The organism is Shewanella mangrovisoli (assembly GCF_019457635.1).
Taxonomy (GTDB): Bacteria; Pseudomonadota; Gammaproteobacteria; order Enterobacterales; family Shewanellaceae; genus Shewanella; species Shewanella mangrovisoli.
The window spans coordinates 3962005-3986166 of sequence record NZ_CP080412.1 but is presented as its reverse complement, the minus strand read 5'-3'; the positions used below and the strand labels follow the sequence as shown (position 1 = coordinate 3986166).

Genomic DNA, 24162 nt, shown 5'->3' with positions numbered 1-24162 from the left:
ATATTCTAGTGACATTGAGTCTGGGGCGTTGAGGATGGGCGACCCGCTATGCCTGTGTTCAAGGCATGGATAAAGGACTGTGACTGGATTTTAAAGCATCGGGAGACAAGCAATATGGCGGTTGAACACTCAAGCTTAAAGGGCAAGGTAGGGCTGATCACCGGCTCCACCAGTGGTATTGGTTTAGCAACGGCCCATGTGCTGGCGGAGCAAGGTTGTCATCTGATCCTGCACGGGTTAATGCCAGAGGCCGAAGGGCGGCGCCTTGCGGCGGAGTTTGCCGAGCAATATCACATCCACACTTTCTTCAGTAACGCCGATCTGCGGGATCCCGAGAGCATCCATGCTTTTATGGATGCTGGCGTTAAGGCGTTGGGCAGTATTGATATTTTGGTGAATAATGCTGGTATTCAACACACTGAAAATGTCGCGCATTTCCCGATTGATAAATGGAACGACATTATCGCCATTAACCTATCCTCGGCATTTCATACCATTCAACAAGCCGTGCCTGCGATGGCCGAAAAGCGTTGGGGCCGAATTATCAATATCGCCTCGGTGCATGGCTTAGTGGCCTCGGTCAACAAGGCGGCCTATTGTGCGGCTAAACACGGGATTGTCGGCTTAACCAAAGTCGTGGCTATCGAGTGCGCCGAGCAGGGAATTACCGTCAATGCGATTTGCCCTGGCTGGGTGGATACGCCGCTGATCAACAAACAGATTGAGGCCATCGCCAGTAATAAGGGCTTAAGTTACGACGAGGCTAAATATCAACTCGTCACGGCAAAACAACCCCTGCCAGAGATGCTCGACCCACGTCAGATTGGCGAATTTGTGCTGTTTTTATGTAGCAGTGCGGCGCGGGGAATTACGGGCGCATCGCTGGCCATGGACGGCGCCTGGACCGCGCAATAGGTTAACGCAATCGTTTTTAGCTCAACAGGTTAGTATTACTTTAGCGTCTACTTCTAAAGACCCATATCCGTTTTAAGGCGATTCACCTAGGTTTAGTTTGATGTCTATTTTCAAACAAAAATAACCTTAAAGGTGATAACAATGAAATGGAACAAATCGTGTCTCGTCGCCCAATTTCTACTCCTTGTAATTGGGCTTTTTTCATCTCTGACGTACGCCGGAAGTTGGCAACAGAATGTGGCCATTGGTGGTTTTAACAAAGTACATATCTACACTCCGGATACTGACGCTAAGGTGGGCGACGGTAAGGCCTTGATGTTAGTGCTGCATGGCTGCGTGCAACCCATCAACAACTATCTCACTGCCAACCTTGAACAGGCCGCAGAGGCTCACGGTATGGTCATTGCCGTACCCGATGCGATGAATAAGGCGGGCTACAGCTGTTGGTCCTATTGGCAGGGCAGCATTAATCGGACATCGGGGGATTATAAAAATCTGATTAATTTGGCCAATGCCCTGTCGGGTGATGTAAACCGTCATATCGACCCGAATCAGGTGTATATTGCAGGACTCTCCTCGGGCGCGGCGATGGCAATGCAAACTGCCTGCGTGGCACCCGATGTGTTTGCAGGGGTGGCCTCAAGCGCGGGGCCAAGCATAGGGACGAGTTCGAATGGGGCGATCTCTACCTGTGAAACCGTATCGACATCTACCTTTAAATCACGCTGTGAATCCTACGCGGGTAGCTATAAGAGTTATTTGGGGACTCAGTTAGCCGTGATTGGTCATGGTAAGGCCGACACTACGGTCAACACTTGCTATAACCAGCAGAATGCCGATGGTTTTGCCACGGTTTATGGCGTGACTAAGTTAAGCGGAACTAATGCGTTATCTGAAGGCGCTGGACATACGGCATCGGAAACCCTGTGGAGCAACAAACGGGTGGCAATGTTGTGGTTCGATGGCTTAGACCATTCATGGTCAGGTGGGGCGGGCGCATCGGGGGATTATGTCGCCGACGACAGCATTAACTTTGCCACCTATTTAGGGAAGTTTTTCGCTGATAATAACCAAAGGGTAAACCGTAATGCCTTGCCTACCCTTGCCAATGTCACTGGCGCGGATAACGCGGGCGTGCTGACTGTTTCTGGCATGGCTAATGATAGCGATGGGTATGTCGCGCAGGTAACTATGGGCATTTATTTGCTCGACGGTGCGGGCCAAAGCCTGATCGGCAATGTGAGTACCACAAGCCTTGGTAGCGACGGCAGTTTTCAGCTATCTAGCCAGAGCTTGAGTGATGGCCTGTACAAGCTGGTGGTACAAGCAAGTGATGATGTGTCTGCGCTTAGCGCGCCAGTGGAGTTAACCGTACGTGTTGGGCCTGAGCCTGCGAATGCTGCGCCAGTACTGAGTAATATTCAGGTGAGTGTTTCAGGACAATGCGCATCGGTGACAGGCTCGGTTATCGATGCAAACCAAAATTTAGCCTCGGTGACCGTTGGTTTTAGTTCTGGTCAGCAAGTCAGCGCGAGCATTAATGGCACTCAATATAGCGCTCAAGGTTGTAATTTACCGGGCGGTGCGAATCTTGCGACCGTGATTGCGATGGATAGCACGCAACTCTCTAGCCAAGACAGCATTAACTTTACTATCGATGCGGGCGTGACGGGGGATTACAACACCCATATTAATCTTGGTCATATCACTTGGGGTGTAGGTTATTCCGCCTGTTATCTTGCCTTCGGTACAGGGCAATTTACCATGCGCGAATATGCGGTGGGCAGCTCGCAATGTCAGTGGGTTGCCGATGGCAATACTAGCTGCGCGGGGCCTTCGCAGGTATGTACAGGTAGCACCGGTGGCACCACTGAGCCTACAGATAGCGACAACGATGGTATTAGTGACAGCATAGATAACTGCCCTAATGTCGCCAATGCGGATCAGGCGGATAACGATGGTGATGGTATCGGCAATGCGTGCGATACCACGCCTAATGGCGATACTTATCAATGTACCCAAGTCACGGCGACAAACTATGCCCATGTCACGGCGGGGCGCGCGACCAGCAGTGGCGGTTATGCCTACGCTAAAGGGTCGGGTCAATTAATGGGGCTTTATAACACCTTCTATAGCAGTACTTTGGCCAATACTGCCGCCAATTACTATGTGGTTGGTAGCTGTCCTAACTAAGTGAAAAGGTTGATTAGGTGAAAGCCCTAACTGGGTGAGCTCGGCTTGATAACAAAGGCGAACCTTATGGTTCGCCTTTTCGCATTGGCTTGGGTGGATGACGGGAGCGACTACTGACAGCAAATAGCGCATTATCCTGTAAATTCTAAGCAATGCCCTGCATAGCACTATTCAGCGAAAGCCGTCTTAAATGATAAGATAGGCGCCAGAATTTTTATGAGGTGAAAACTCACCTAGTGAAGACGTGGCAATTTTGACCTAACGCGCCGCGTGATGAATGCGGTTATTCGATGTATTTATTTGATTATGTTAGGTGTATTTCTATTCTGTCGTCCTAAATGGGGCGTACACCCTTATAGATTTGAGCATTACTGGAGACAAAACTCATGACAAACGCGAATGTGGATGCCACGCAGTTAACGACTAAGCCATCACAAGATGGTTTTTACATGCCCGCCGAATGGGCGGCGCAGCAAGCCGTATGGATGATTTGGCCATATCGTCCTGATAACTGGCGCTCTGCAGGTGCTTATGCTCAAGCGACCTTTGCTAAGGTGGCCGATGCCATTGGTGGGGCAACTCCCGTTTATATGGGTGTTCCTCAAGCCTTTTTAGCAGAAGCTCAAAAAGTGATGCCTTCCCACGTGACTCTGGTCGAAATCGACAGCAACGACTGCTGGGCTCGCGACACTGGACCTACTGTGGTGGTTAATGCCGAGGGCGAATGCCGTGGTGTGGATTGGGGCTTCAATGCTTGGGGTGGTCACAATGGCGGTCTGTATTTCCCATGGGATAAGGACGAACAGGTTGCCGCACAAATGCTCAAGCAACATGGTTTTGCTCGTTATAGTGCACCGCTGATCCTCGAAGGTGGCTCCATCCACGTCGATGGTGAAGGCACCTGTATGACCACGGCCGAATGTTTACTGAATGCCAACCGTAACCCAGACCTGACGAAAGAGCAGATCGAAGCCTTACTGCGTGACTATTTGAATGTTAAGCAGTTTATCTGGTTGGAAGAGGGCGTTTATATGGACGAAACCGACGGCCATATCGACAACATGTGTTGTTTTGCGCGCCCTGGTGAAGTGATCCTGCACTGGACCGACGATGAAACCGATCCACAATACCCACGCTCGAAAGCCGCGTTGGACGTGTTGCAAAACACGGTTGACGCCCAAGGTCGCAAGTTAAAAATTCACCTGCTGCCACAACCGGGTCCTCTGTATTGCACCGAAGAAGAATCAAGAGGCGTGACAGAAGGCACTGGCGTACCGCGCACTGCGGGCGAGCGCTTAGCGGGTTCTTATGTGAACTTTTTAATCACTAACGACCGTATCGTCTTCCCACTGCTTGACCCTGCAACCGACGATATCGCCGCGCAAAAACTGCAGGAAATTTTCCCTGAGCACAAGATTGTGGGTGTGCCCGCGCGGGAGATTTTATTAGGTGGCGGCAATATCCATTGTATTACCCAGCAGATCCCTTCTGGAAAGTAAGTACACCAAGGAGAACAGTATGACGCTTGATGTCACTGTTATTGCACCACAATTGGTTTTCTGCGGGAGGGCGTAAAATGTTTGAAGTGACTGAAGTTTCCATTGCCGAGCTGCGTGAAGCGCTCGAATCCGGCCGCACGACTGCGGTTGAGTTGGTGAAATCCTATTTGGCTCGAGTGGCGGCTTACGATGGCCCTGCCACTGAGACTAAGCTGAATGCGTTAGTGGTGCACAATCCCGATGCGCTGAAAGAAGCCGAGGCTTCCGATGCGCGCCGTGCCCGTGGCGAAACCTTAAGCCCGCTCGATGGTATTCCTTACACCGCTAAGGACAGCTATTTAGTGAAGGGATTGACGGCGGCGTCTGGCAGCCCAGCATTTAAAGATTTAGTGGCCCAGTACGATGCCTTTGCCGTCGAGCGCCTACGCGCCGCGGGTGCTATTTGCTTAGGCAAAACCAATATGCCACCCATGGCGAATGGCGGCATGCAGCGTGGTCACTATGGCCGCGCCGAAAGCCCCTACAATGCGAACTATCTGACGGCGCCCTTTGCTTCGGGCTCATCCAACGGTGCGGGCACTGGAACGGCGGCAAGCTACTCGGCGTTCGGTCTTGCCGAAGAGACATGGTCGAGTGGCCGTGGCCCTGCGTCCAACAACGGTTTGTGTGCCTATACGCCGTCTCGTGGCGTGATTTCGGTGCGTGGCAACTGGCCATTGACCCCAACCATGGACGTGGTCGTGCCTTATACCCGCACTATGGCGGATATGCTCGAAGTGCTGGATGTGATTGTGGCCGATGACCCTATCACCCGTGGCGACCTCTGGCGCCTGCAACCTTGGGTTCAAATCCCTAAGGCTTCTAGCGTTCGCCCAGAATCCTATCTGGCACTCGCCGCCAGTGCCGACACCCTTAAGGGGAAGCGTTTTGGCGTACCACGCATGTACATCAACAAAGATGAACTAGCTGGTACCAGCGAAAACCCAGGTATCGGCGGACCAACCGGCCAACGTATCCATACACGCCAATCGGTTATCGATTTATGGGAAGCGGCGCGTAAAGCCCTAGAAGCCGCTGGTGCGGAAGTGATTGAAGTCGATTTTCCGCTGGTGTCTAACTGTGAAGGCGACCGCCCAGGCGCGCCGACCGTGTTTAACCGTGGCATAGTGACGCCCCAATTCCTCCATGATGAATTATGGGAACTCTCGGGTTGGGCGTTCGATGAATTCCTGCGGGCGAACAACGATCCTAAACTCAACAAGCTTGAAGATGTGGTGGGGCATTTGATATTCCCCCATGACCTCGGCACCTTGCCAAACCGTGAGGGTGACTTAGCCGCGGGCATGGAAGAGTATGTCAACATGGCCAAACGCGGCCTGAAATCCTATGACCAGATCGACAGTATTCCCGATGGTCTGCGTGGTTTAGAAAAGACCCGTAAGCTGGATCTCGAAGACTGGATGGACGGACTTAAGCTTGATGCCGTGCTGTTTCCGACCGTGGCCGATGTTGGCCCCGCCGATGCCCATGTGAATCCGGCCTCAGCCGATATCGCTTGGAGCAACGGGGTTTGGGTGGCAAACGGTAACCTTGCGATTCGCCATTTAGGCGTGCCGACTGTGACTGTGCCTATGGGCGTAATGGCCGATATTGGCATGCCTGTAGGATTAACCTTCGCGGGCCGTGCCTACGATGATAACAATCTGCTGAAGTTTGCCGGTGCGTTCGAGTCGACGGGCAATAAGCGTATGATTCCGCCGCGTACACCGCCGTTGAGTCAATAAGCTCTAAGCCGTAAGACTGAGAAATACAAAACGGGATGGGTAACAATACCTATCCCGTTTTTTTCGCGTTAATCTCTCATGCGTTATTTATCAAACCTATTCCAGCGTTAGGATTCTACTTTAACCATGTACCGCACTATCGAACTCATGCCTTTTGGTGTACTCAGAGCTAAAGGAAAGTCCAAAGTTTGGCAAACCTCATTGTCGATTCCCTACCTCGGGGGAGACTTTCAACTGGTTATTCATGGTGATGTTAATGGGCCTTCGGCCAGTCAACGCATGGCCCTCACATTACTTATCGAGCCAAGTGAGACGTTGCGCGATGAAATATCGACTAAAGTGGTCGAGTTTATTCATGCATGTAATATCGTGCCTGTTGATTTCAAGGTTGATGTTGTCACTGTATGGTCATTGCTCACTCCTGAGCTGATTGAGGTTCACACTAGTCACGAGTACGCCTATGGTGAGGGTGAATTGGGTACTAATGCTATATCAATTGGTTACCTTACACCTTGGACGAATGAACAATTAATCCAAGTGCCATTTTTAAATGGGAAAATTGGCGTGATTTATAGCGAGTAATTTGGGGCATAGCTGTATTTTTTAATGATGTCCACCCGCTAATGACTACTTAAAAATAAGCACCTACAAGCATATCTTGGGTGTAGGTGCTTCGAGGGAGAGTCTGAATAGGCGAGCTAGCGAGTGTTAGCGATTATGGGCTCAGCTAAAAACGCGGCAATCATACGGTAGGTCGCAAGGCATTCCTCCGAAACCAAATCCTGCAGCAGCATATAGGCGTGGATCATGTCTTCAAATTGATGGTGCTGCACCTTCACGCCAGCCGCCGTTAAGGCGTTGGCATAGGCAATGCCCTCATCCCGCAATGGGTCGCAGCCCGCGGTAAATATCAAGGTGCTGGGCAGTTTGGCGTTGAACTCGCCATGTAAGGGGGAAGCTTGTTTAACGCGCTCGGCATCCTTAGCCACCTCTTGAAAATACTGCTCGAAGTACCATTGCACCCTAGGGGTTTCGAGCAAGAAACCTGCGCCATTACTCTGATAGGAAGCGCTCGCCATAGTGTAATCCACGCTGGGATACACCAAGATCTGCTTGGCGATATTAAGCGTGTTGTCGCTTAGGCTGCGTTGGCTAAGGCTTGTGCAGAGCGCGCCACCTGCACTGTCGCCCATGATGCTGACACCTTGTTGGTATTGCACTTCAGTCAGCACACTTTGATAGTGGCGCAGGGCGTATTCGCAGTCTTCAAGTCCCGCCGGATAGGGATGTTCGGGCGCGAGGCGATACTCGATACTGATCACCACACACTGAGCGATGCTGGCAAGGTGACGACAGATAGGGTCGTACAGCTCCACACTGCCGCACATATGGCCGCCGCCGTGAAAATGTAACACCACGGGCAGGGCTTTGCTGGGCGCAGGGCTGTAAACACGGCAGCCAATTTCCCTGTCGCCATGCAGCGCATCTTTCACTTGCCATGCCTTATCGGCGATATAACTTACCTCAGGTTTAGCGCTCATCAGGGCGGCGAGTTTGTTCAAGTTTTCCCGCAGCAGCTGTGGGCTGTATTGAATATTTTGCTGTTTCGCGAGGGCGATATTCTGGTTCGCTAACTCAAGAAAATCCCTTAGCTTTGCTGAAGCGGTACCGCGTGGGGAAACTTGCATGCTTACTCCTTAGCTTGTCCGGTTTCGGGGAGAAAATAGCTGCCAACAAACACTGTGGCGCTTAACAGGGTGATCAGCACAAACGAGGCGAAGTAACTGCCTTGGTTGATATCCACGAGCTTGCCAAACAGCCATAGCACTAAGGTCGAAATCAGATAGCTGATGGACCAAAACAGGCTAAAAATCACTGTGATTTTTTGACTGGTCATCTTAGGTAGCTCGTGGGGAATCGAGACTAAAGCGGTGACGGGTAAAAAGATGCAAAAGCCTAAGACGATGGCGCACAGGGTTTGTAGCCAAGGCGCCGAGCCAAAGGAGAGCCCTAACACAGTCAAGAAAATCAGTAGGCCGCTGAGGCGAATAATCGGTAGGCGCAGGGGCTGTTTACGGCTATAGAGTATCCCCGCTATGGTGCCGACAATCCCAAAGCCAATCACCCACTTACTCTGGCTGATGCCCGCCAGCGGATAAAAGGTAAATAGGCAAATGTAAAAGGATAATAATCCCGAGTAGGTGAGGGCATAGGCCCAGTTAAAGCCGTCTTTTAAGCCATCGAGATAGGAGTATGAGGTGATGGCATCTTGCTGTGCATTGGCTTGATGGCTGGGGGCTTGTTCAAACTTTACCAATAACCACAGCAGCGCCAGTACCAGACTGGCCAGGGAAAACACCAACAGGCTTTGTTGCCAACCGCCGCTGATGGCATTGATGCTCGGCATGCCCCAAAGCACGATAGCCGTGCCCACATTAAAGGCCACTGCGTTTAATCCATTGATCACAGGGCGCTCTTCGGGGGCGAACCAGTGCATCACAATCGGGTTGAAATAGACAATCATAAAAGCGCCGCCCAGCCCCATTAAAAAGCGGCTCACCAGCAGTAACTCATAGTTCGGGGCGTAGGGTGTCATGATGCCCGTGACTATCAATAATGCCGCGACTAAAAACGCATACTTCACCCCAAATTTGAGGGTGAGATAGGCCGCGGCAAAGGTGCCGACAATTTTGGCTAAGGTGACTGCACCGCTCAGTAAACTGGCGGAAGCATAGCTCTCGATATGCATCGAGGCCATGATGTTATTCATACTCGCGGTGCCGCCAACCCATGCCATTGCAAATAAGACGTAACTGGTAAAAACCAAGCCTTCTACGAGATATTTATGGGTAATTTTTATCGGCATAGTTGTTTAAAACCTCGAGTCAATATTGGCCGTAGGTTAGCCGATGGGGTGGGATAAATAAGTACTACCTTAGTGCACCGTGCTGTTATCAAGTGTTTAACAATTTGTTTGTCTAGTGTAGTTTGGCTGGGTGTATACAGGTTGATTGGGGAATATCTTGCTGGCGTGGTTGTCTGTTGATACTTGGTGGATCAGCGTTATATCGATTGCCTATTTGGCTGTGCTGTTTATTGTCGCCCAGTGGGGGCAAAATCAGGCGATAGATCAATGGCGTAAACGGCCTTGGGTGTACAGTTTGTCCTTGGGGGTGTGTTGTACTTCGTGGGCGTTTTACGGCACGGTTGGGCAAGCGGCGACCACGGGTGCTTGGTTAGCGCCCATCTACATAGGTTCGATAATCTGTCTCGTGCTGGCGTGGCCTATGTTGATGCGCACGCTGCAGATCATCAAAAGCCAAAACCTGACCTCGATTGCCGACTTTATCGCCTGCCGCTTTGACCGCTCGCCTAAAATTGCCGCCAGTGTTGCCATGGTGTCCCTCTTTGGCACTATTCCCTATATCGCGCTGCAACTGAGGGCGATAAGCACCAGCTTCGACCTTTTAACTGGCACTTTTCAATCAGGGATCAGCACTGCGTTTATTGTTACTATCGTGTTGATTATCTTTAGTATCTTATTCGGTACTCGGCAGCTTTCGGCCAGTAAACAAAATCAAGGCTTGGTTCTGGCGATAGCCTTTAGCTCTATCGTAAAACTGTTTGCGCTCACCATGGTCGGGTTGTTCGCGACTTTCTATGTGTTTGATGGTTTTAGTGATTTGCTCGCTCGAGGTCAGCATTTGCCGCCGAGCTCTGAGGGCAATTCACTCTATTTTGTGCTGTCACAAATTCTGCTGGGTGCCATCACCATCTATGCGCTGCCACAGGAATTTCACATGATGATGATTGAAAATCATCATGCCAAAGAGTTAAAAGCCGCCCGTTGGATGGTGCCGCTGTATCTGCTGCTGATTAATGCCTTTGTATTGCCTATCGCGCTTGCGGGGCAGATTAGCTTTCCCGGCGGCAGTGTCGATGCCGACACCTATGTGCTGACCTTACCACTCTTCTATCAGCAGGCTTGGCTGGGGGTCTTGGTGTATATTGGCGGCCTTGCGGCGGCAACCGCCATGGTGATCGTGGCGGCGATTGTACTCAGTACCATGATTTCAACCGAGATTTTAACTCCATTGCTGCTGAGGTTGCCGAAATTTAGCTCGCAGCAGACGCCACAGCTCGCGGGGATATTGCTCAATTTACGGCGGATATCGATAGCGGCGATTCTGCTATCGGCCTTTGCCTTCGAGCGTTATATCGATCAGCAGAATCACTTGGCCAGCATTGGCTTATTATCCTTTGTGCTGCTGTCGCAGTTCTTTCCCGCCGCCGTAGGGGCGCTCTATTGGCGCCGCGCCACCACTCAAGGTGCCTTTTGGGGCATGTTGATGGGCAGTTTAGTCTGGCTTTATACCTTGCTGCTGCCCGCGACCTTCCCCGATGCTCTCTGGGTCACTCAAGGGTTGTTGAATATTCCATGGCTAACCCCAACCGCGCTATTTGGTCTAACAGGGCTGGATAATATCAGCCACGGCCTACTGTATAGTTTGCTTGCGAACGTCGGTTGTTTTGTGCTGATTTCGTTGCTGAAAGAGCAGAGTGTGGGGGAAGTGCTTCAAGCCGATGTGTTTGTTAACCGCAAACAGGTGGCGCTGGAACGGCACCTCTCGGTTGAGGATCTGGCGAGCCTATTACACCGCTTTATCAATAAGGAAGAAGCCGACGCCCTGCTGGCTAGGGCGAAGGTACTTGGTTCTGAATTGCAATTAGCCACACGGCGCGAGGAGCTGGTGGATTACACCCGCCTTAAGTTGTCGGGGGTGTTAGGGTCTGCCTCGACGCGGATGGTGATGAATGCCGCCTCACGCTCGCAGCAGGTGCCGCTGGAGGATGTGGTCAGCATAGTCGATGAGGCCAACCAGATCTTCGAGTTTAACCGCGAACTGCTGCAATCTGGGGTCGAAAATATCGAACAGGGCATTAGCGTGGTCGATGCCGATATGCGCCTAGTTGCATGGAACAAACGTTATATTGAGTTGCTTGATTATCCTAAAGATTTGGTAAAAGCTGGCATACCGATAGAGAAGCTGCTGAGGTTTAATATCGAGCGCGGCATCATTGTAGGCGATGAGGCCCATGAGCTGCTGGAAAAGCGCCTCGCCCATATGCGTAGCGGTAGTCCACATCATTTTCTGCGCACTATGCTCGATGGCAAAGTGCTGGAAATCCGTGGTCAAGCCATGCCTGGTGGTGGCTTTGTCAGTACCTTTACCGATATTACCGACCATATTCAGGCCGAAAAAGCCCTGCAACTGGCTAACGAAACCCTCGAAAAGCGGGTCGAAAGCCGCACAAGGGAGCTCGCTAAAGCCAAGGCCGAAGCCGAGGCGGCCAATAGCAGTAAGACGCGTTTTTTAGCGGCGGCGAGCCACGACTTAATGCAGCCCTTTAACGCGCTCACCCTGTTTACCGAGATGCTCAAACAGCGGGTGACGTCGACCGAACTCAAGGATCTCGCCACTCATATTGAAGCCTCCTTAAATGTGGTGGAGAGCCTGTTATCCGATCTGGTGGAAATTTCCCGCCTCGATAGCAGCAGCCTTAAAACCGAGCAGAGCCAGTTTGCGCTCAATGATTTACTCTCGACCTTAGTAAATGAATTTAAAGTACTTTCTGCCGAGCAGGGCATAGATTTTTCCTATCAGTTTTCCTCCTGCCTAGTGCAGAGCGATCAACGTTTACTGCGACGGATTATTCAAAACTTCCTCTCCAATGCGTTCCATTATTCCCCGGCTGGCGCGGTGAATCGGCAAACGCCGCTGCCGCTCAATGCCAGCGCGGCTCTGCCTAAGCTATCACAAGCCGATTTTGTGCCTAAGGTGCTGCTGGGGGTGAGGCGACTCGAACATAGCCTGCTTATCCAAGTGTGGGACAATGGCCCGGGCATACCTCAAGATAAACAGCAGGCGATTTTCGGTGAGTTTGAGCGCCTCGAACAAACGCGGGAGATCCCGGGGCTTGGGCTGGGGCTGGCGATTTGCGATCGCATCGCTAAGTTACTCGGGCTTAAGATTAGCTTGCACTCCGAGGTGGGTAAGGGCACCTGTTTTAGTGTTGAAGTACCGCGCGTATTCGCTCAGGCCAAACCCAGTAATGTGGTTAAGCTACGCAGCGAAGAGGAAGGTGTAAATGATAGCTTTAATATCAGCGTGTTAGTCATAGATAACGATGAGTTAATGCTAAAGGCCATTTCCTCATTGCTGTTAGGCTGGGGCTGCAATGTACTCACTGCTCGAGATAAAGCCAGCGCCGAGCAGCAACTGACGCAGCAGGTGTTGCCGAAGCTTATTATTGCCGATTACCACTTGGATGATGACCAAAACGGTGTCGATCTGGTGCAAAGCTTGCTCACTCATCCTGTGTTTAGCGGCCAGCGTCCGACCTGCATTATCTGCTCGGCGGATCCGTCTGAATCCGTGCGGCAACATACCAGCAGTGCACAGTTCAGTTTTGTGCGTAAACCCGTTAAGGCCACCGCCTTAAAACGATTGATTAAGCAATTGTCTTAACTCTGCACTATCGTGCTTCTGGCTTAATAAATACGGATAAAAACAGTGGTTTAGTGCCACTGTTTTCCTTTAGGTTTGGATTCTGGAGCCTAGGTTGGTTAGGCGCTGATCGGCGGTTTATCGTTGCTGGTTATCATCAACTGTTGGAAGACTAAGCCCGCCTGAGTGCGGTTGTAAACTTCGAGTTTGACCAGTATTGCCGACACGTGTTTTTTAACCGTGGTCTCTTTAATATCAAGGTCATAGGCGATCTGTTTGTTTAAGCGTCCATTGGCAATGCTGGCCAGCACTGTGTATTGTTGCGGGGTTAATTGCGCCAGTTGCTTCGCTAAACGTTGATGCTCGGCAGCGGTTTGCTGATCGATATTGATATCCGTGTGTTCCGGTAGCCAGACTTCCCCTTCGAGCACTGTGGCAATCGCTGTAGAGATCTGGGTTAAGCTGGCAGATTTGGGGATAAACGCACTGGCGCCAAAGTTAATGGCCTTACGGATAATCTCGGGCTGATCATCGGAGGACACCATGATCACTGCGATATCGGGAAAATGATTCTGTAGTAGGGTTAAGCCAGTAAAGCCCTCATTGCCGGGCATATGTAAATCGAGAAAGATCAGTTCAATATCAGGATTATTCTCAACGAGCGTAATTAATTCTTGAAAGTTTTCCGCTTCCAATACTTCCGCTGTATTCACATTTTTGAGAACAGCTTGCGTTAAGGCTGTACGAAATAATGGATGATCATCAGCAATGGCGACTTTTATCTGAGACATAATCCGTTCCCTTTATTTTTTTTAACCCAGTTTAATCCTATTGGAAATTAATGCTAGATAATATTTAAAGCCGTTAAACTAATAACCGACTCATGGGAGTCGGTTATTATTATGCGTCAATAACATTATATTCTAGAAATTATAGCCAACAGTGAGAGAGATAGTCTCTGGATCGCCATAATAACCAATTAATGTATTGTCACCGCCTAAACCTGGAATATATCCGCCATTACCATCTGGGGTGACGAAGGCATAGTTACCGACCAGATATTCTTCGTTAGTGACGTTTTTCCAATGCAGACCCGCGTGCCAATGGCCGTCGTTGCTGTACCAGTTTAAGCCGAGGTTGAGCAGGCCATAACCGTCCTGGCTCAACAGGTTGTTTACTACGGCTAAGTCATAGTCGCTGCGATAGTAATAGTTTCCGTTGGCCACAAAGCTGCCGATATCCGTGTCGATATTGTAGCTAAATCCAACGTTTGCCGTGGTATCTGGGGTGTTGGTGATAGTGTAAGTATCGCTGATGTCGATGCGGTTTCCATCGCTATCGTAGGAGATGACTTCCTCGAAGCTGGCATCGATTAAGCCCAGAGTCGCAAACAGATTCAATGACTCAGTCGCAGCGTATTCCACTTCGAGTTCTAGACCCGTGGCGGTCGATTTACCAATATTGCCTAGGCGTTGATTAAGATCGGACGCGTTTTCACCGGGTAATACGGTCACGAACTGCCTGTCTTTATGGTCTAAGTAGAAGGCTGTTGCGTTAACTCGCAGTCTGTCAAACCATTCACTCTTCATACCCAGTTCATAGGAATCAACGACTTCTGGGTCTACTGCGGGTTCTGGACCCGTTGCCCTTGGGTTAAAGGTGCCCGATTTGAAGCCCTGTGAATAGCTGGTAAAGAGCATCATATCGTCGCTGAGTTGGTACTCTAAACCTAAGCGTGGATTGAGTTTCGACCAGGTTTCTTCATCATCTAATACCTTAGGAATACTGGCGTTGATGGCATCTTCATCGCGAACATATCCTGGGATCCAGCCTGTTTCGGGGTAAAGCGTCGTAAACATGATGCCGTTATAGACAGTGGCATCCTTCGTTTCGCGGGTATAACGCAAACCGGCGGTCATCGACAATTTATCTGTGATGTCGTAAGTGCCTTGAGCGTAGGCGGCATAGCTTTCACTGTTGTTGCAACCACGAACTTCACGCGTTAGACCACCGTAAGCTTTGTAATATTCATACAGGATGGAATCGAACATCCCGCAGGAATCGCCTTTAAAGTAATAAAGGCCTGATACGAGTTTCAAGTTATCGCCGTCGTAGTTAGCTTGGAATTCCTGACTAAATTGCTCGTCATCATAGATAGCGGGAACGTCCAAAATACGCAGACTCGTGTTGTCAAAGTCGATGTTGGTGGGCGAATAGCTCTCGCGGGATGAGGTGACGGATTTTAGTGTCCAGTCATCGTTCAAGCCGTATTCAATGGTCAGCCCCCAACCTTCGGTTTCCACCTTGTTCCAGGTTGGCATACTGGTGTAAGAGTCGTATTTGCTGTCTGGCACTGGGGCATCTGTCAGGACACTGGGGAGCATACGGTAGCCGCCCTTTGAATTCGACTCATCTTTGGTCTTGTCGTAGTTGAGGCGCATAAACAGGTTGTCGGTTGGCGTGTATTCTAAGCTCACACGCCCCGCCATAACATCTTTGTTATAGTTTTCAGTATCTTGACCTGGTATCGCTGAGGTAATGAAGTCACCATAACCATCGCGATTTAAGCTGGCGAAGGCGCCGCCAATATACAGCTTGTCATCAATTAAAGGTAATTGACCCGCTATCTTGTAGTCTTGCTGGTTGTAGCTGCCGACGGTGGCATTGAGGTTTAACTCAGCGTCACCGCTCATCTTCTTAGTCACGTATTTGACCGCGCCGCCGATGGTATTTTTACCATAGAGGGTGCCCTGTGGGCCGCGCAGTACTTCGATACGTTGTACATCGAGGATATCGAGCACCGCGCCCTGTGGGCGGGCGATATACACATCATCGATATAGATACCGACGCCGGGCTCATAGCCCCAGAGCGGATCTTCCTGGCCGACACCGCGAATAAAGGCCGTGAGGGTAGAGTTAGTGCCGCGACTGGATTGCAGCGTGGTGTTGGGTGAAAATTGCTGGATTTCAGTCATCACGCTGATGCCATTTTCCGCTAAATCGTCAGCACTGACCGAAGTCACTGCAACTGGTACGTTTTGCAGGCTCTCAATGGACTTACGGGCGGTGACTTCAATGCGTTCTAAGGTGGCTTGCTTCTCCCCGGTGCTATTTTCATCCTCAGCAACAGCATATTGTGCTGCCAATGCAGATGAGATAGCTAAAGCAATGCAACTCATTTTGATAGTATTCTGTTTCATACAGATTTCCCGTTGTAGTATTTATTTTTTAAAGGTTGGTACTTACTACTATTTTTTTTGATTCACATTGACTCTATAGTAATTATTTAAAATTTAAATCGGTACTATAGTAGTATGTGTTTTTAACTCATTGTTTTTATTTTTATACCGATACGTTGAATATCGATACTCAGGGTTTATTTATAATTAAACCCTATATTCCCCAAAGATTGATTATTTCTGGCATGCTGCTGATAGGTGCTTTTAGTAAGAAGTCTCCCGTGTTACCGCCATTTTTAATATCCGGATTAACGGCAATGCCATGGCCCATATTATTTATTTCGACTAACGAAATAAGGTTATTGCCACTCGTATCGGACCAAGTGCTAACACTATAGTCGGCGTATTGTTCGACTCTTGGTGTTTTATTCGCTTGGGTCAGTTCGACCCACTGGGCCGAGAGTTGTTTGGCATTTTCAGGATTCACCACCACATCGTTTTGCCCAGTCCACACGGTTAAGGCGGGCCAGTGTTGTTGGTTTGGATGCACCTTTTTGGCAAAACTAACCAGTTCTTCAACAGACTCGGCGGGGCCCTTTTTCATGCAGGAAATGGCTTTGGTGAGGTTGTCGGCACAGGGGTAAGGCAGGCCTGCGATCACTGCGCCTGCGGTGAATACATCGGGATAATTCACCAGTGCGGCGCTGGCCATGGCGCCACCGGCGGACAGGCCAATCACATAGACGCGTTTCGCACCGGATTGGGATTGGGCTTTGGCTATCATGTTTTTCAGCGATAGCATCTCGCCGCTATCTATCTGAGTATCCTGTGCTGAAAACCAGTTATAACAACGCTTTACATTGTTTTCAAAACTCTGTTGTGGCACCAGTAGGCTAAACTTTTTCTCTTGGGCTAGGGCAGTTAAACCACTATTGTTGGCCAGTTCCACGCCATCCTGCACACAGCCATGCAGCAGCACTACAAGCGCATCTTGGCCTGGGCCTTCGGGCGATAAATAGGAGGCGGTTAACTCACCGGGATTGGCGCCAAATTCGCTAAGTGCCTGATACTGACTTTGGGCAAAGGCGGGGGTGAATAACAGTGCGCTGAGGCAAGTGGCGATGAGTGTCAATTTGCGCATAGGAGTGCTTCCAAGTTCATGATAGTGAGAACTTGCTGAATTTTGCGGCGCCTGACAATGGCACTTTAGTTCCAGAGCCTGATGATGCCCTGCGCTCGTTGGTGCTTTTTGATAGATGCCAATAAAGCTGGGGGCAATAACCCATCACAAATGACTTAAGTTCGTTTGCGGGAATTGTTACGGCCGTGTTCTCTGTTTCAAACTTCTACACAGATATTTGCAAATCTTTACCTGATATCGACATTTCCTTCGTCTACTGCGCTGAGCTAACTCTATATACTGATTGCACTATTTTTCCTCCCGCAAGATGCACGCTTGCGCCCATTGGCATTGATGGACACCTAGATTCAGATGAAAAAATCCTCAAAGCGTAAACTGATATTGATCTTAAGCGGTTTAGTCCTCCTTGGGGGCGGTGCTTATTTTCTGCTGCATAAACCCGAGGCGACCCCAAGCTATGTGACTGAACCCGTTAGGCGCGGCGACATTGAAAACTCGGTGCTCGCCAATGGCATGTTGCAGGCCTCCAAGTTGGTGAGTGTGGGCGCGCAGGTCTCGGGGCAAATTCAGAGTTTGCCTGTGGATCTTGGCCAAGAGGTGAAGAAGGGCGACCTTATCGCGCAAATCGACAGCCTTGCCCAGCAAAACAACCTGCAAAATGCGCTGGCTTCCCTTAAAAGCATTAATGCCCAGTACCGCGCTAAGCAGGCACAAATACGTCAGGCAAAACTCGAATACACCCGTCAGCAGGAAATGCTCGCCGATAAGGCTAGCTCACGCGCAGACTTTGAAGCCGCCGAAGCCACTTTGACGGTTTATCAAGCCGAGCTTGAGCAGTTACAGGCGCAAAAACAACAGGCTGAGATCAATGTCGATAGCGCCAGAATCGATTTAGGTTATACCAAAATCACCGCGCCTATGGATGGCACAGTCGTTTACTCTGCAGTTGAAGTAGGCCAAACCGTTAACGCCAATCAAACTACGCCAACCATAGTCGAGATGGCGCAGCTCGATACCATGACGGTTAAGGCGCAGATCTCCGAGGCCGATATAGTCAATGTGCATCCGGGGCAGGCGGTGTACTTTACGATTCTCGGTCGTCCCAACCATCCGTACCGCGGCACCCTAAGGGCAATTGAACCCGGTCCCACCTCCATGGATGGTGACGATAGCAATATGAGTTCCAGCGATTCGGACGCTATCTATTACCACGGCTTATTTGATGTCGAAAACCCCGACCGTACCCTACGCATTGGCATGACGGCGCAGATCTCGATTGTGCTCGCCAAAGCTGATGATGCGCTGTTAGTGCCATCGCAGGTGCTGCGAGCCAAGCCGCGGGATAAAGCGGCATCGGCAAGCGATCGCAAATCCCGTGGGCCACAGTATCAAGTGCCAGTACTGGTGAATAACCAAGTGCAATATGTGGATGTGACCGTCGGGATTAATAACAAAATCAATGCCGAAATCCTGTCTGGCCTGAACGAAGGCGACCAAGTGGTGCTCGGAATGCCCGCCGACGGTTCGACCATGAAGTTCCGTGGCCCACCAATGAGGTTTTAAGCGTGAGTAAGCCATTACTGGAAGTCTCAGCTTGCTACCGCAGTTTTCAGGCTGGTGAGCAACAACTGACTGTACTCAAAGATATTAATCTTTCCATCGCCCGTGGTGAGATGGTCGCGATTGTCGGCGCCTCGGGGTCGGGTAAGTCGACCCTGATGAATATCTTGGGCTGTTTAGATAAACCCTCAAAGGGCTCGTACTTTATCGATGGCCAAGATACCTCGCAGATGGATGTGGATGAACTGGCAAAGCTGAGGCGCGAGCATTTTGGCTTTATTTTCCAGCGATATCATTTGCTTGGCGATCTTAATGCCGTGGGTAACGTCGAAGTACCCGCCGTGTATGCGGGTAAAGATCGCTTAGAGCGTCGGGAGCGTGCGGAAAGCTTGTTATCACGTTTGGGTTTAGGTGAGCGCCTAGACCACAAGCCGAATCAGCTCAGTGGCGGCCAGCAGCAAAGGGTGAGTGTGGCGCGGGCGCTGATGAATGGCGGCGATGTGATCCTCGCCGACGAACCGACTGGCGCCTTAGATAGTCACAGCGGCGAAGAAATGATGCGTCTGTTGCAGGAACTGCACCGCGAGGGCCAGACCATCATTATCGTGACCCACGATATGCATGTGGCCCAGCATGCCGACCGTATTATCGAGATTAAGGACGGGGTGATTATCAGCGATGAGCCTAATCCCGCCTCAAATATTGCGCCTGCGCCTAAGACCGAAGTGATCCCCGCCAAGACTAAGGCGCGCGCCCGTGTGGCGGCATGGGACAGATATGCCGAAGCCCTGAAAATGGCGCTGCTGGCGATGTCGACCCATAGATTGCGCACCTTTTTAACTATGCTGGGGATTATTATCGGTATCGCCTCCGTGGTCTCTGTGGTGGCGCTGGGGGAAGGCTCGCAGCGGGAGATCTTAAAGAGCATTAGTTCGATGGGCACCAATACCATAGACATTCGCCCTGGCTCAGGCTTTGGTGATAGGCGCTCGGCAAGGGTGCGAACTCTGACCGCAAGCGATGCCAACGCACTGAAAAACTTACCCTATGTCGATAGTGTCACCCCGAGCATTGGCTCGAGTGCGACTGTGCGTTATGGCAATAAAGCGGTGACGGCAACAGTGAATGGCGTGGGGCCCGAGTTCTTCCGGGTTCGAGGCTATGAGCTTGCCCAAGGACAGTTTTGGGACGATGACAGTGTTAATGCGTTAGCCCAAGATGCGGTAATCGACGATAACACCCGCAAACAGCTGTTCCCTAACAGTAGCGGCGCTATCAACTCTGCCATTGGGGAAGTGATCTTCCTCGGGGATTTACCGGTGCGGATTATTGGTGTTACCCAGCCTAAGGAAAGCGCCTTTGGTAATAGTGATGCCCTCAATGTGTGGGTGCCATACACTACGGTTTCTGGCCGTATGGTGGGCAAAAAATACTTAGATGGCATTACCGTGCGGCTCGATGAGTCAGTGCCGAGCAATGCGGCGGAGCAGGGCATTATTAGCCTGCTGAAGATGCGCCACGGCACGCAGGATTTCTTCACCATTAACACGGATACCATTCGCCAGAATATCGAGAAAACCACCGCGACCATGACGCTATTAATCTCGGCGATTGCGGTGATTTCCCTCGTGGTGGGCGGCATTGGGGTGATGAATATCATGCTGGTGTCGGTGACTGAGCGTACCCGCGAGATTGGCGTTCGCATGGCAGTCGGGGCGCGCCAGAGCGATATTCTGCGGCAGTTTTTAATTGAGGCCGTGTTAGTTTGTCTGTGCGGCGGCGCGCTTGGGGTGGCCTTGGCTTATTTGATTGGCGTGGTGTTTGCCCAAGCGGGAGGCAGTTTCCAGATGATTTATTCGACGACTTCTATTGTTGCCGCCTTCGCCTGCTCTACCTTAATCGGGGTGCTGTTTGGCTTCTTGCCCGCTCGCAACGCGGCGCGTTTAGACCCTGTTGATGCCCTAGCGAGAGAGTAACTGAATGAATAATCAAGTTTTAACGCATCAAAATGAATTAGGCCGCCGTGTCTGTTCAACGCTCAAGCTCAGCGTGATTGCCATCAGCATCGCTTTGCTCTCGGGTTGTGGTGCACTGATGCGCTCCGACTTTGAGCCGCCTGCTTTACAGGTGCCAGAGCAGTGGCAGCACACCCAAGTAAATGGTCAAGTCAGCCTAGACCCTTGGTGGCAGAAGTTTAATCAACCCGAATTGAATCAGCTGATTAGTCAAGTGCTCAGCAGCAATAATGATCTGACGCTCGCCACCTTAACCTTGCAAAAGGCGCGTTTACAGGCGGGGTTAGCGCGGGATGATCTGTATCCACAGCTCAGCTCCAATAATACGGCCTCAGTGAATAAACCGCTGGAGGGCGGCAGTTCGAGCAAGGCATTTCAGGCGAACCTGTCGGTAAGCTATGAGGTGGATCTCTGGGGCAAAGTGTCGGCCAATATCGATCAAGCCCAGTGGACTGCACTGGCAAGTCTTGAAGATCGGGAGAGCACGGCGCAGAGTCTCGTCGCGACGACGGCGTCACTCTATTGGCAGATTGGTTATCTGCATCAACGGATTGAACTAAGCAATAAGAGTATTGAACACAGTCGGCAAACGCTGGCGTTAACCCAGCGCCAATATGCCTCGGGCGCCGTGACTGAGCTGAATGTGCTCGAATCCCAACGCAGTTTAGCGGGACAAGAGGCCTCTCACAGTCAATTGTTGCAACAGTTGGTTGAAGCCGAAAATGCTCTGGCGATCTTACTCAATCACGCTCCGGGGCAAGTGGCGGTTGAGATCAAGCAATTGCCGGATAGCGCTGTGCCAGAGATTGGTGTTGGCATTCCCGCCGACTTGGTCGGCCGTCGTCCCGATGTGAAGGCGGCCCTATATCAATTGCGCTCGTCGCTGGCCAGTAAGGATGCGACCTATGCCAGTTACTTCCCAAGCTTGAGTTTGACTGGCAGCGTAGGGGAGTCGACCTCAGAGCTAAAAGAGTTATTGCGTAATCCTGTGGGGAGTTTAGGCGCGGGCTTAGTGCTGCCCTTTTTGCAATGGAATCAAATGCAAATCAACAATGATATTGCCGATATCGACTACCAGTCGGCCATAGTGAGCTACCGTAAAACCCTCTACAGCGCCTTCGAGGATGTGGATAACGCCATCTCGGCCAAGCAGCAATACGCTTACCAAGGTGAGAAGCTTGAGCAGCAATTTAGCGCCGCCGCCCAGGCCGAAGCCATTTATGAGAGCCAATATCGCCATGGTGCTATCGGCATTCAAAATTGGATCGATGCGCAGGAGAATCGCCGCAGCGCCGAAGCCGCATTGCTGGAGAATCGCTATAACCAATTAACGGCTCAAGCGACGCTCTACCAAGCCCTAGGTGGGAGTGATATTGCGCCGCCGTTAGCGGATAACTGATTGAATCATTGGTAAATAAAAAACCGCGATGCCCTAGGCTATCGCGGTTTTTTATTATCTCGCTTTTATCTTAATGCGAGTCAAATTAGCTGCGCAGAATATGCAGTGGCAGGCTTAACATATCATCGCCCGTGCCCGCTAAGTGCCAGATGATACCGACTAGGGCGGCAACGGTCACCAGATACCAAATGGTTGAGAAAATCTGCCCATATCTGTCTAGCGGCAACAGGTGGCTTTGATGGCGGGTACGCCACTCGAACACTATCTCTAAGCTACCGATAAGCAATAGGAAGCCGAGTAGGGCGAGGCCCAAGGTATAGCTGATATACACCCCAAAGGCGGCACCAATCACGCAGGCGATTAAGCCCATGATGCTGTTCATCGAGAAGCTAATGCTCTTTAAAATATGGCCGCCATCGAGGGGTAAAATCGGCAATAAATTAAACAGGTTAAGTAGCGCGTTAAAGGCCGCGAGCCCCGCAAAGAAGACATTGTCCGTCAGGTGGTAAGCAATAAGCGAGCCCACAGACATCAACAGGCCGAAGGTTGGGCCCATAATCGAGATGACCACATCCTGCCAGCGGGTATTAATCTTTTCATCACTCAGCGCGAGTCCGCCCATAAAGGGGATGAGATATATCCCTTTGGTTTTCATCCCAAAATACTTCATCGCGCGGATATGGCCGTATTCGTGGAAGACCAAACAGGCGATAAGCGCCAGGGCAAATTGGAAGGAGAACAGCCAAGAATAGGCCGCCACACTCGCGCCCGCGAGCACAACTTTAATCACTTTGGCACTCTTGAGCAGCTTAAAGCCGAGGGAGGCTAGGCCGACAAAACTGATTTTTTGAGGGTTAGTCACAGGGACTTCAGGGGTTTGGCGCTCGATATCTTTCTCGGTGCGAGTGCCTTGGGCCATCACTTCCTCATCGACCAGCAGGCGGTAATCGAATCTAAAGGGCTGCCACACCACGTCGGTCTCGAGGCGTACTTGAATTTTGTGTTCTAAAACCTGTGTTTCGCCGGTATCGCTGGCCAATTGGCTCTGATGCTGGGTGAGTTCAAACTCATGAACTTTGAGGCCGCCATTTTCGACCGATGCGGCTTTTTGTGAGACTAAGGTATTGTCCCAAAAGAGTTGTTGCCAACCTGCGAGTGAGCCTTCCAAACGCAGCGATTTGCCTAAGCAGTCAATCTTAAGTAGTTCCAATTTAGGGTCCGTTTGTATGTGTATCCGAATGATGCCCAGCGATAATTTGGCATATAAATATCAATCGCTTTGGGCAAAACGGCCTGAGCCGTGTGTGACAAATTATGCCTGTGAAATGTGACTGAGGATATTAGCTTTTAGGATCATCTGGGTTTTTATTGTTATCCCAGACGATTTATTCGAGCCGTGTTAGTCATCTAAGCTGCGAACAATTTCCATCCCTTGGGCCAATGTGGTGAAGGCTAACTTGGCGACGCAGCACTGACCTATGGCATTGGCGTGCTTTTGTACCCATTTGATAAAGTCGGTAAGCGGCAATTTTTGCTCTTGTTTGAGCAGCTTAGGCAGTTCGCCTATGGGATCTTCGTGAATCGTGCTTGGGGTGGCGCGGATCAGATATTGGTTACCGAGACTGTCGAGTAACAGATCCGTGTCGATAAATTGATGCTGATACAGGCAGGCAAGCTCTAACCAATCCCGTTGATGGGCAAGGTAAAGTAGTTCGTCATTTTGAGTGAGTTTGACTACCGCAGGCCATTCAATGTCTGCCATTTTCACTTGAGTCATGCGCAATCCCGTAGGCGTTTTTATGTGCTTAGCTTTTAGCCGACAGAGTGCGTGCTAAAGAGCCATATTGAGGTCAGTATGCCACCGACCGAGGCGAAGATGAAAGGCGTTAGGGGATTTTCTCTGGCAAGTCTACCTAATGGGTGGAGCACGGCGAGTGGTGAAGCATTAAGACTAAGAGTTCACTCAAT

General features: G+C 50.7%; 16 protein-coding genes. 9 read left to right on the top strand and 7 right to left on the bottom strand.

The window, feature by feature from the left end; translation table 11 throughout:
- Positions 1 to 48: 48 nt before the first annotated feature.
- The 5 genes from K0H60_RS17360 (at position 49) to K0H60_RS17340 (ending at position 6973) form a co-directional block, all read left to right on the top strand.
- On the top strand, positions 49 to 915 hold the full coding sequence (locus K0H60_RS17360) for a 3-hydroxybutyrate dehydrogenase (protein WP_286670295.1): 867 nt from the start codon (positions 49 to 51) through the stop codon (positions 913 to 915).
- Positions 916 to 1056: 141 nt separating this feature from the next.
- Positions 1057 to 3108, top strand: a complete 2052-nt coding sequence (locus K0H60_RS17355; RefSeq protein WP_220056503.1) for an extracellular catalytic domain type 1 short-chain-length polyhydroxyalkanoate depolymerase — start codon at positions 1057 to 1059, stop codon at positions 3106 to 3108.
- Positions 3109 to 3494: 386 nt separating this feature from the next.
- Positions 3495 to 4607, top strand: coding sequence for an agmatine deiminase (gene aguA, locus K0H60_RS17350; RefSeq protein WP_220056502.1), 1113 nt, complete (start codon positions 3495 to 3497; stop codon positions 4605 to 4607).
- 77 nt (positions 4608 to 4684) lie between these two features.
- The gene (locus tag K0H60_RS17345; RefSeq protein WP_086902839.1) at positions 4685 to 6391 is read left to right on the top strand and encodes an amidase; all 1707 of its coding nucleotides are present in this window, start codon (positions 4685 to 4687) and stop codon (positions 6389 to 6391) included.
- Between the two features lie 126 nt (positions 6392 to 6517).
- A complete protein-coding gene (locus K0H60_RS17340; RefSeq protein ID WP_220056501.1) occupies positions 6518 to 6973 on the top strand; it encodes a hypothetical protein in 456 nt (151 codons plus the stop codon).
- A 116-nt stretch (positions 6974 to 7089) separates the two neighbouring features.
- On the opposite strand, the gene K0H60_RS17335 is transcribed toward K0H60_RS17340, so the two are convergent.
- Together K0H60_RS17335 and K0H60_RS17330 are read right to left on the bottom strand one after the other, a co-directional pair.
- A complete protein-coding gene (locus K0H60_RS17335; protein WP_220056500.1) occupies positions 7090 to 8079 on the bottom strand; it encodes an alpha/beta hydrolase in 990 nt (329 codons plus the stop codon).
- Positions 8080 to 8081: 2 nt separating this feature from the next.
- Positions 8082 to 9257: an MFS transporter gene (locus tag K0H60_RS17330; protein ID WP_220056499.1), complete on the bottom strand. Its 1176-nt coding sequence runs from the start codon at positions 9255 to 9257 to the stop codon at positions 8082 to 8084.
- A 145-nt stretch (positions 9258 to 9402) separates the two neighbouring features.
- Between K0H60_RS17330 and K0H60_RS17325 the strand changes: the two genes are divergently transcribed.
- Positions 9403 to 12921: a hybrid sensor histidine kinase/response regulator gene (locus K0H60_RS17325; protein ID WP_258405761.1), complete on the top strand. Its 3519-nt coding sequence runs from the start codon at positions 9403 to 9405 to the stop codon at positions 12919 to 12921.
- Positions 12922 to 13019: 98 nt separating this feature from the next.
- Here the strand turns inward: K0H60_RS17325 and K0H60_RS17320 are convergent, their stop codons facing one another.
- The 3 genes from K0H60_RS17320 to K0H60_RS17310 all read right to left on the bottom strand — a co-directional run bounded on the left by K0H60_RS17320 (position 13020) and on the right by K0H60_RS17310 (position 17220).
- Complete coding sequence (locus K0H60_RS17320; protein WP_088210185.1) at positions 13020 to 13691, bottom strand: response regulator transcription factor; 672 nt, start codon at positions 13689 to 13691, stop codon at positions 13020 to 13022.
- Between the two features lie 132 nt (positions 13692 to 13823).
- Positions 13824 to 16100 (bottom strand): TonB-dependent receptor, encoded by a 2277-nt coding sequence (locus K0H60_RS17315; protein WP_220056498.1) that lies wholly within the window; start codon positions 16098 to 16100, stop codon positions 13824 to 13826.
- Between the two features lie 193 nt (positions 16101 to 16293).
- A complete protein-coding gene (locus K0H60_RS17310; RefSeq protein WP_220056497.1) occupies positions 16294 to 17220 on the bottom strand; it encodes an extracellular catalytic domain type 1 short-chain-length polyhydroxyalkanoate depolymerase in 927 nt (308 codons plus the stop codon).
- 351 nt (positions 17221 to 17571) lie between these two features.
- Between K0H60_RS17310 and K0H60_RS17305 the strand changes: the two genes are divergently transcribed.
- The 3 genes from K0H60_RS17305 to K0H60_RS17295 are packed head-to-tail and all read left to right on the top strand — an operon-like array spanning position 17572 to position 22194.
- Positions 17572 to 18783, top strand: coding sequence for an efflux RND transporter periplasmic adaptor subunit (locus tag K0H60_RS17305; RefSeq protein ID WP_220056496.1), 1212 nt, complete (start codon positions 17572 to 17574; stop codon positions 18781 to 18783).
- 2 nt (positions 18784 to 18785) lie between these two features.
- Positions 18786 to 20756 (top strand): MacB family efflux pump subunit, encoded by a 1971-nt coding sequence (locus tag K0H60_RS17300; RefSeq protein ID WP_220056495.1) that lies wholly within the window; start codon positions 18786 to 18788, stop codon positions 20754 to 20756.
- 4 nt (positions 20757 to 20760) lie between these two features.
- Complete coding sequence (locus tag K0H60_RS17295; protein WP_258405760.1) at positions 20761 to 22194, top strand: efflux transporter outer membrane subunit; 1434 nt, start codon at positions 20761 to 20763, stop codon at positions 22192 to 22194.
- A gap of 85 nt (positions 22195 to 22279) precedes the next feature.
- Here the strand turns inward: K0H60_RS17295 and K0H60_RS17290 are convergent, their stop codons facing one another.
- Together K0H60_RS17290 and K0H60_RS17285 are read right to left on the bottom strand one after the other, a co-directional pair.
- The gene (locus K0H60_RS17290) at positions 22280 to 23404 is read right to left on the bottom strand and encodes a site-2 protease family protein (protein WP_088210194.1); all 1125 of its coding nucleotides are present in this window, start codon (positions 23402 to 23404) and stop codon (positions 22280 to 22282) included.
- A 189-nt stretch (positions 23405 to 23593) separates the two neighbouring features.
- Positions 23594 to 23971, bottom strand: coding sequence for a DUF4144 domain-containing protein (locus K0H60_RS17285; protein ID WP_011624010.1), 378 nt, complete (start codon positions 23969 to 23971; stop codon positions 23594 to 23596).
- Positions 23972 to 24162 lie beyond the last annotated feature (191 nt).

Bases quoted from the DNA above. Each gene is read 5' to 3' on its own strand.
- aguA (WP_220056502.1), top strand. From the start codon at position 3,495: ATGACAAACGCGAATGTGGATGCCACGCAGTTAACGACTAAGCCATCA.
- K0H60_RS17295 (WP_258405760.1), top strand. From the start codon at position 20,761: ATGAATAATCAAGTTTTAACGCATCAAAATGAATTAGGCCGCCGTGTC.
- K0H60_RS17320 (WP_088210185.1), bottom strand. From the start codon at position 13,691: ATGTCTCAGATAAAAGTCGCCATTGCTGATGATCATCCATTATTTCGT.
- K0H60_RS17285 (WP_011624010.1), bottom strand. From the start codon at position 23,971: ATGACTCAAGTGAAAATGGCAGACATTGAATGGCCTGCGGTAGTCAAA.
- K0H60_RS17305 (WP_220056496.1), top strand. From the start codon at position 17,572: ATGAAAAAATCCTCAAAGCGTAAACTGATATTGATCTTAAGCGGTTTA.
- K0H60_RS17330 (WP_220056499.1), bottom strand. From the start codon at position 9,257: ATGCCGATAAAAATTACCCATAAATATCTCGTAGAAGGCTTGGTTTTT.
- K0H60_RS17355 (WP_220056503.1), top strand. From the start codon at position 1,057: ATGAAATGGAACAAATCGTGTCTCGTCGCCCAATTTCTACTCCTTGTA.
- K0H60_RS17360 (WP_286670295.1), top strand. From the start codon at position 49: ATGCCTGTGTTCAAGGCATGGATAAAGGACTGTGACTGGATTTTAAAG.
- K0H60_RS17345 (WP_086902839.1), top strand. From the start codon at position 4,685: ATGTTTGAAGTGACTGAAGTTTCCATTGCCGAGCTGCGTGAAGCGCTC.
- K0H60_RS17315 (WP_220056498.1), bottom strand. From the start codon at position 16,100: ATGAAACAGAATACTATCAAAATGAGTTGCATTGCTTTAGCTATCTCA.
- K0H60_RS17340 (WP_220056501.1), top strand. From the start codon at position 6,518: ATGTACCGCACTATCGAACTCATGCCTTTTGGTGTACTCAGAGCTAAA.
- K0H60_RS17310 (WP_220056497.1), bottom strand. From the start codon at position 17,220: ATGCGCAAATTGACACTCATCGCCACTTGCCTCAGCGCACTGTTATTC.
- K0H60_RS17335 (WP_220056500.1), bottom strand. From the start codon at position 8,079: ATGCAAGTTTCCCCACGCGGTACCGCTTCAGCAAAGCTAAGGGATTTT.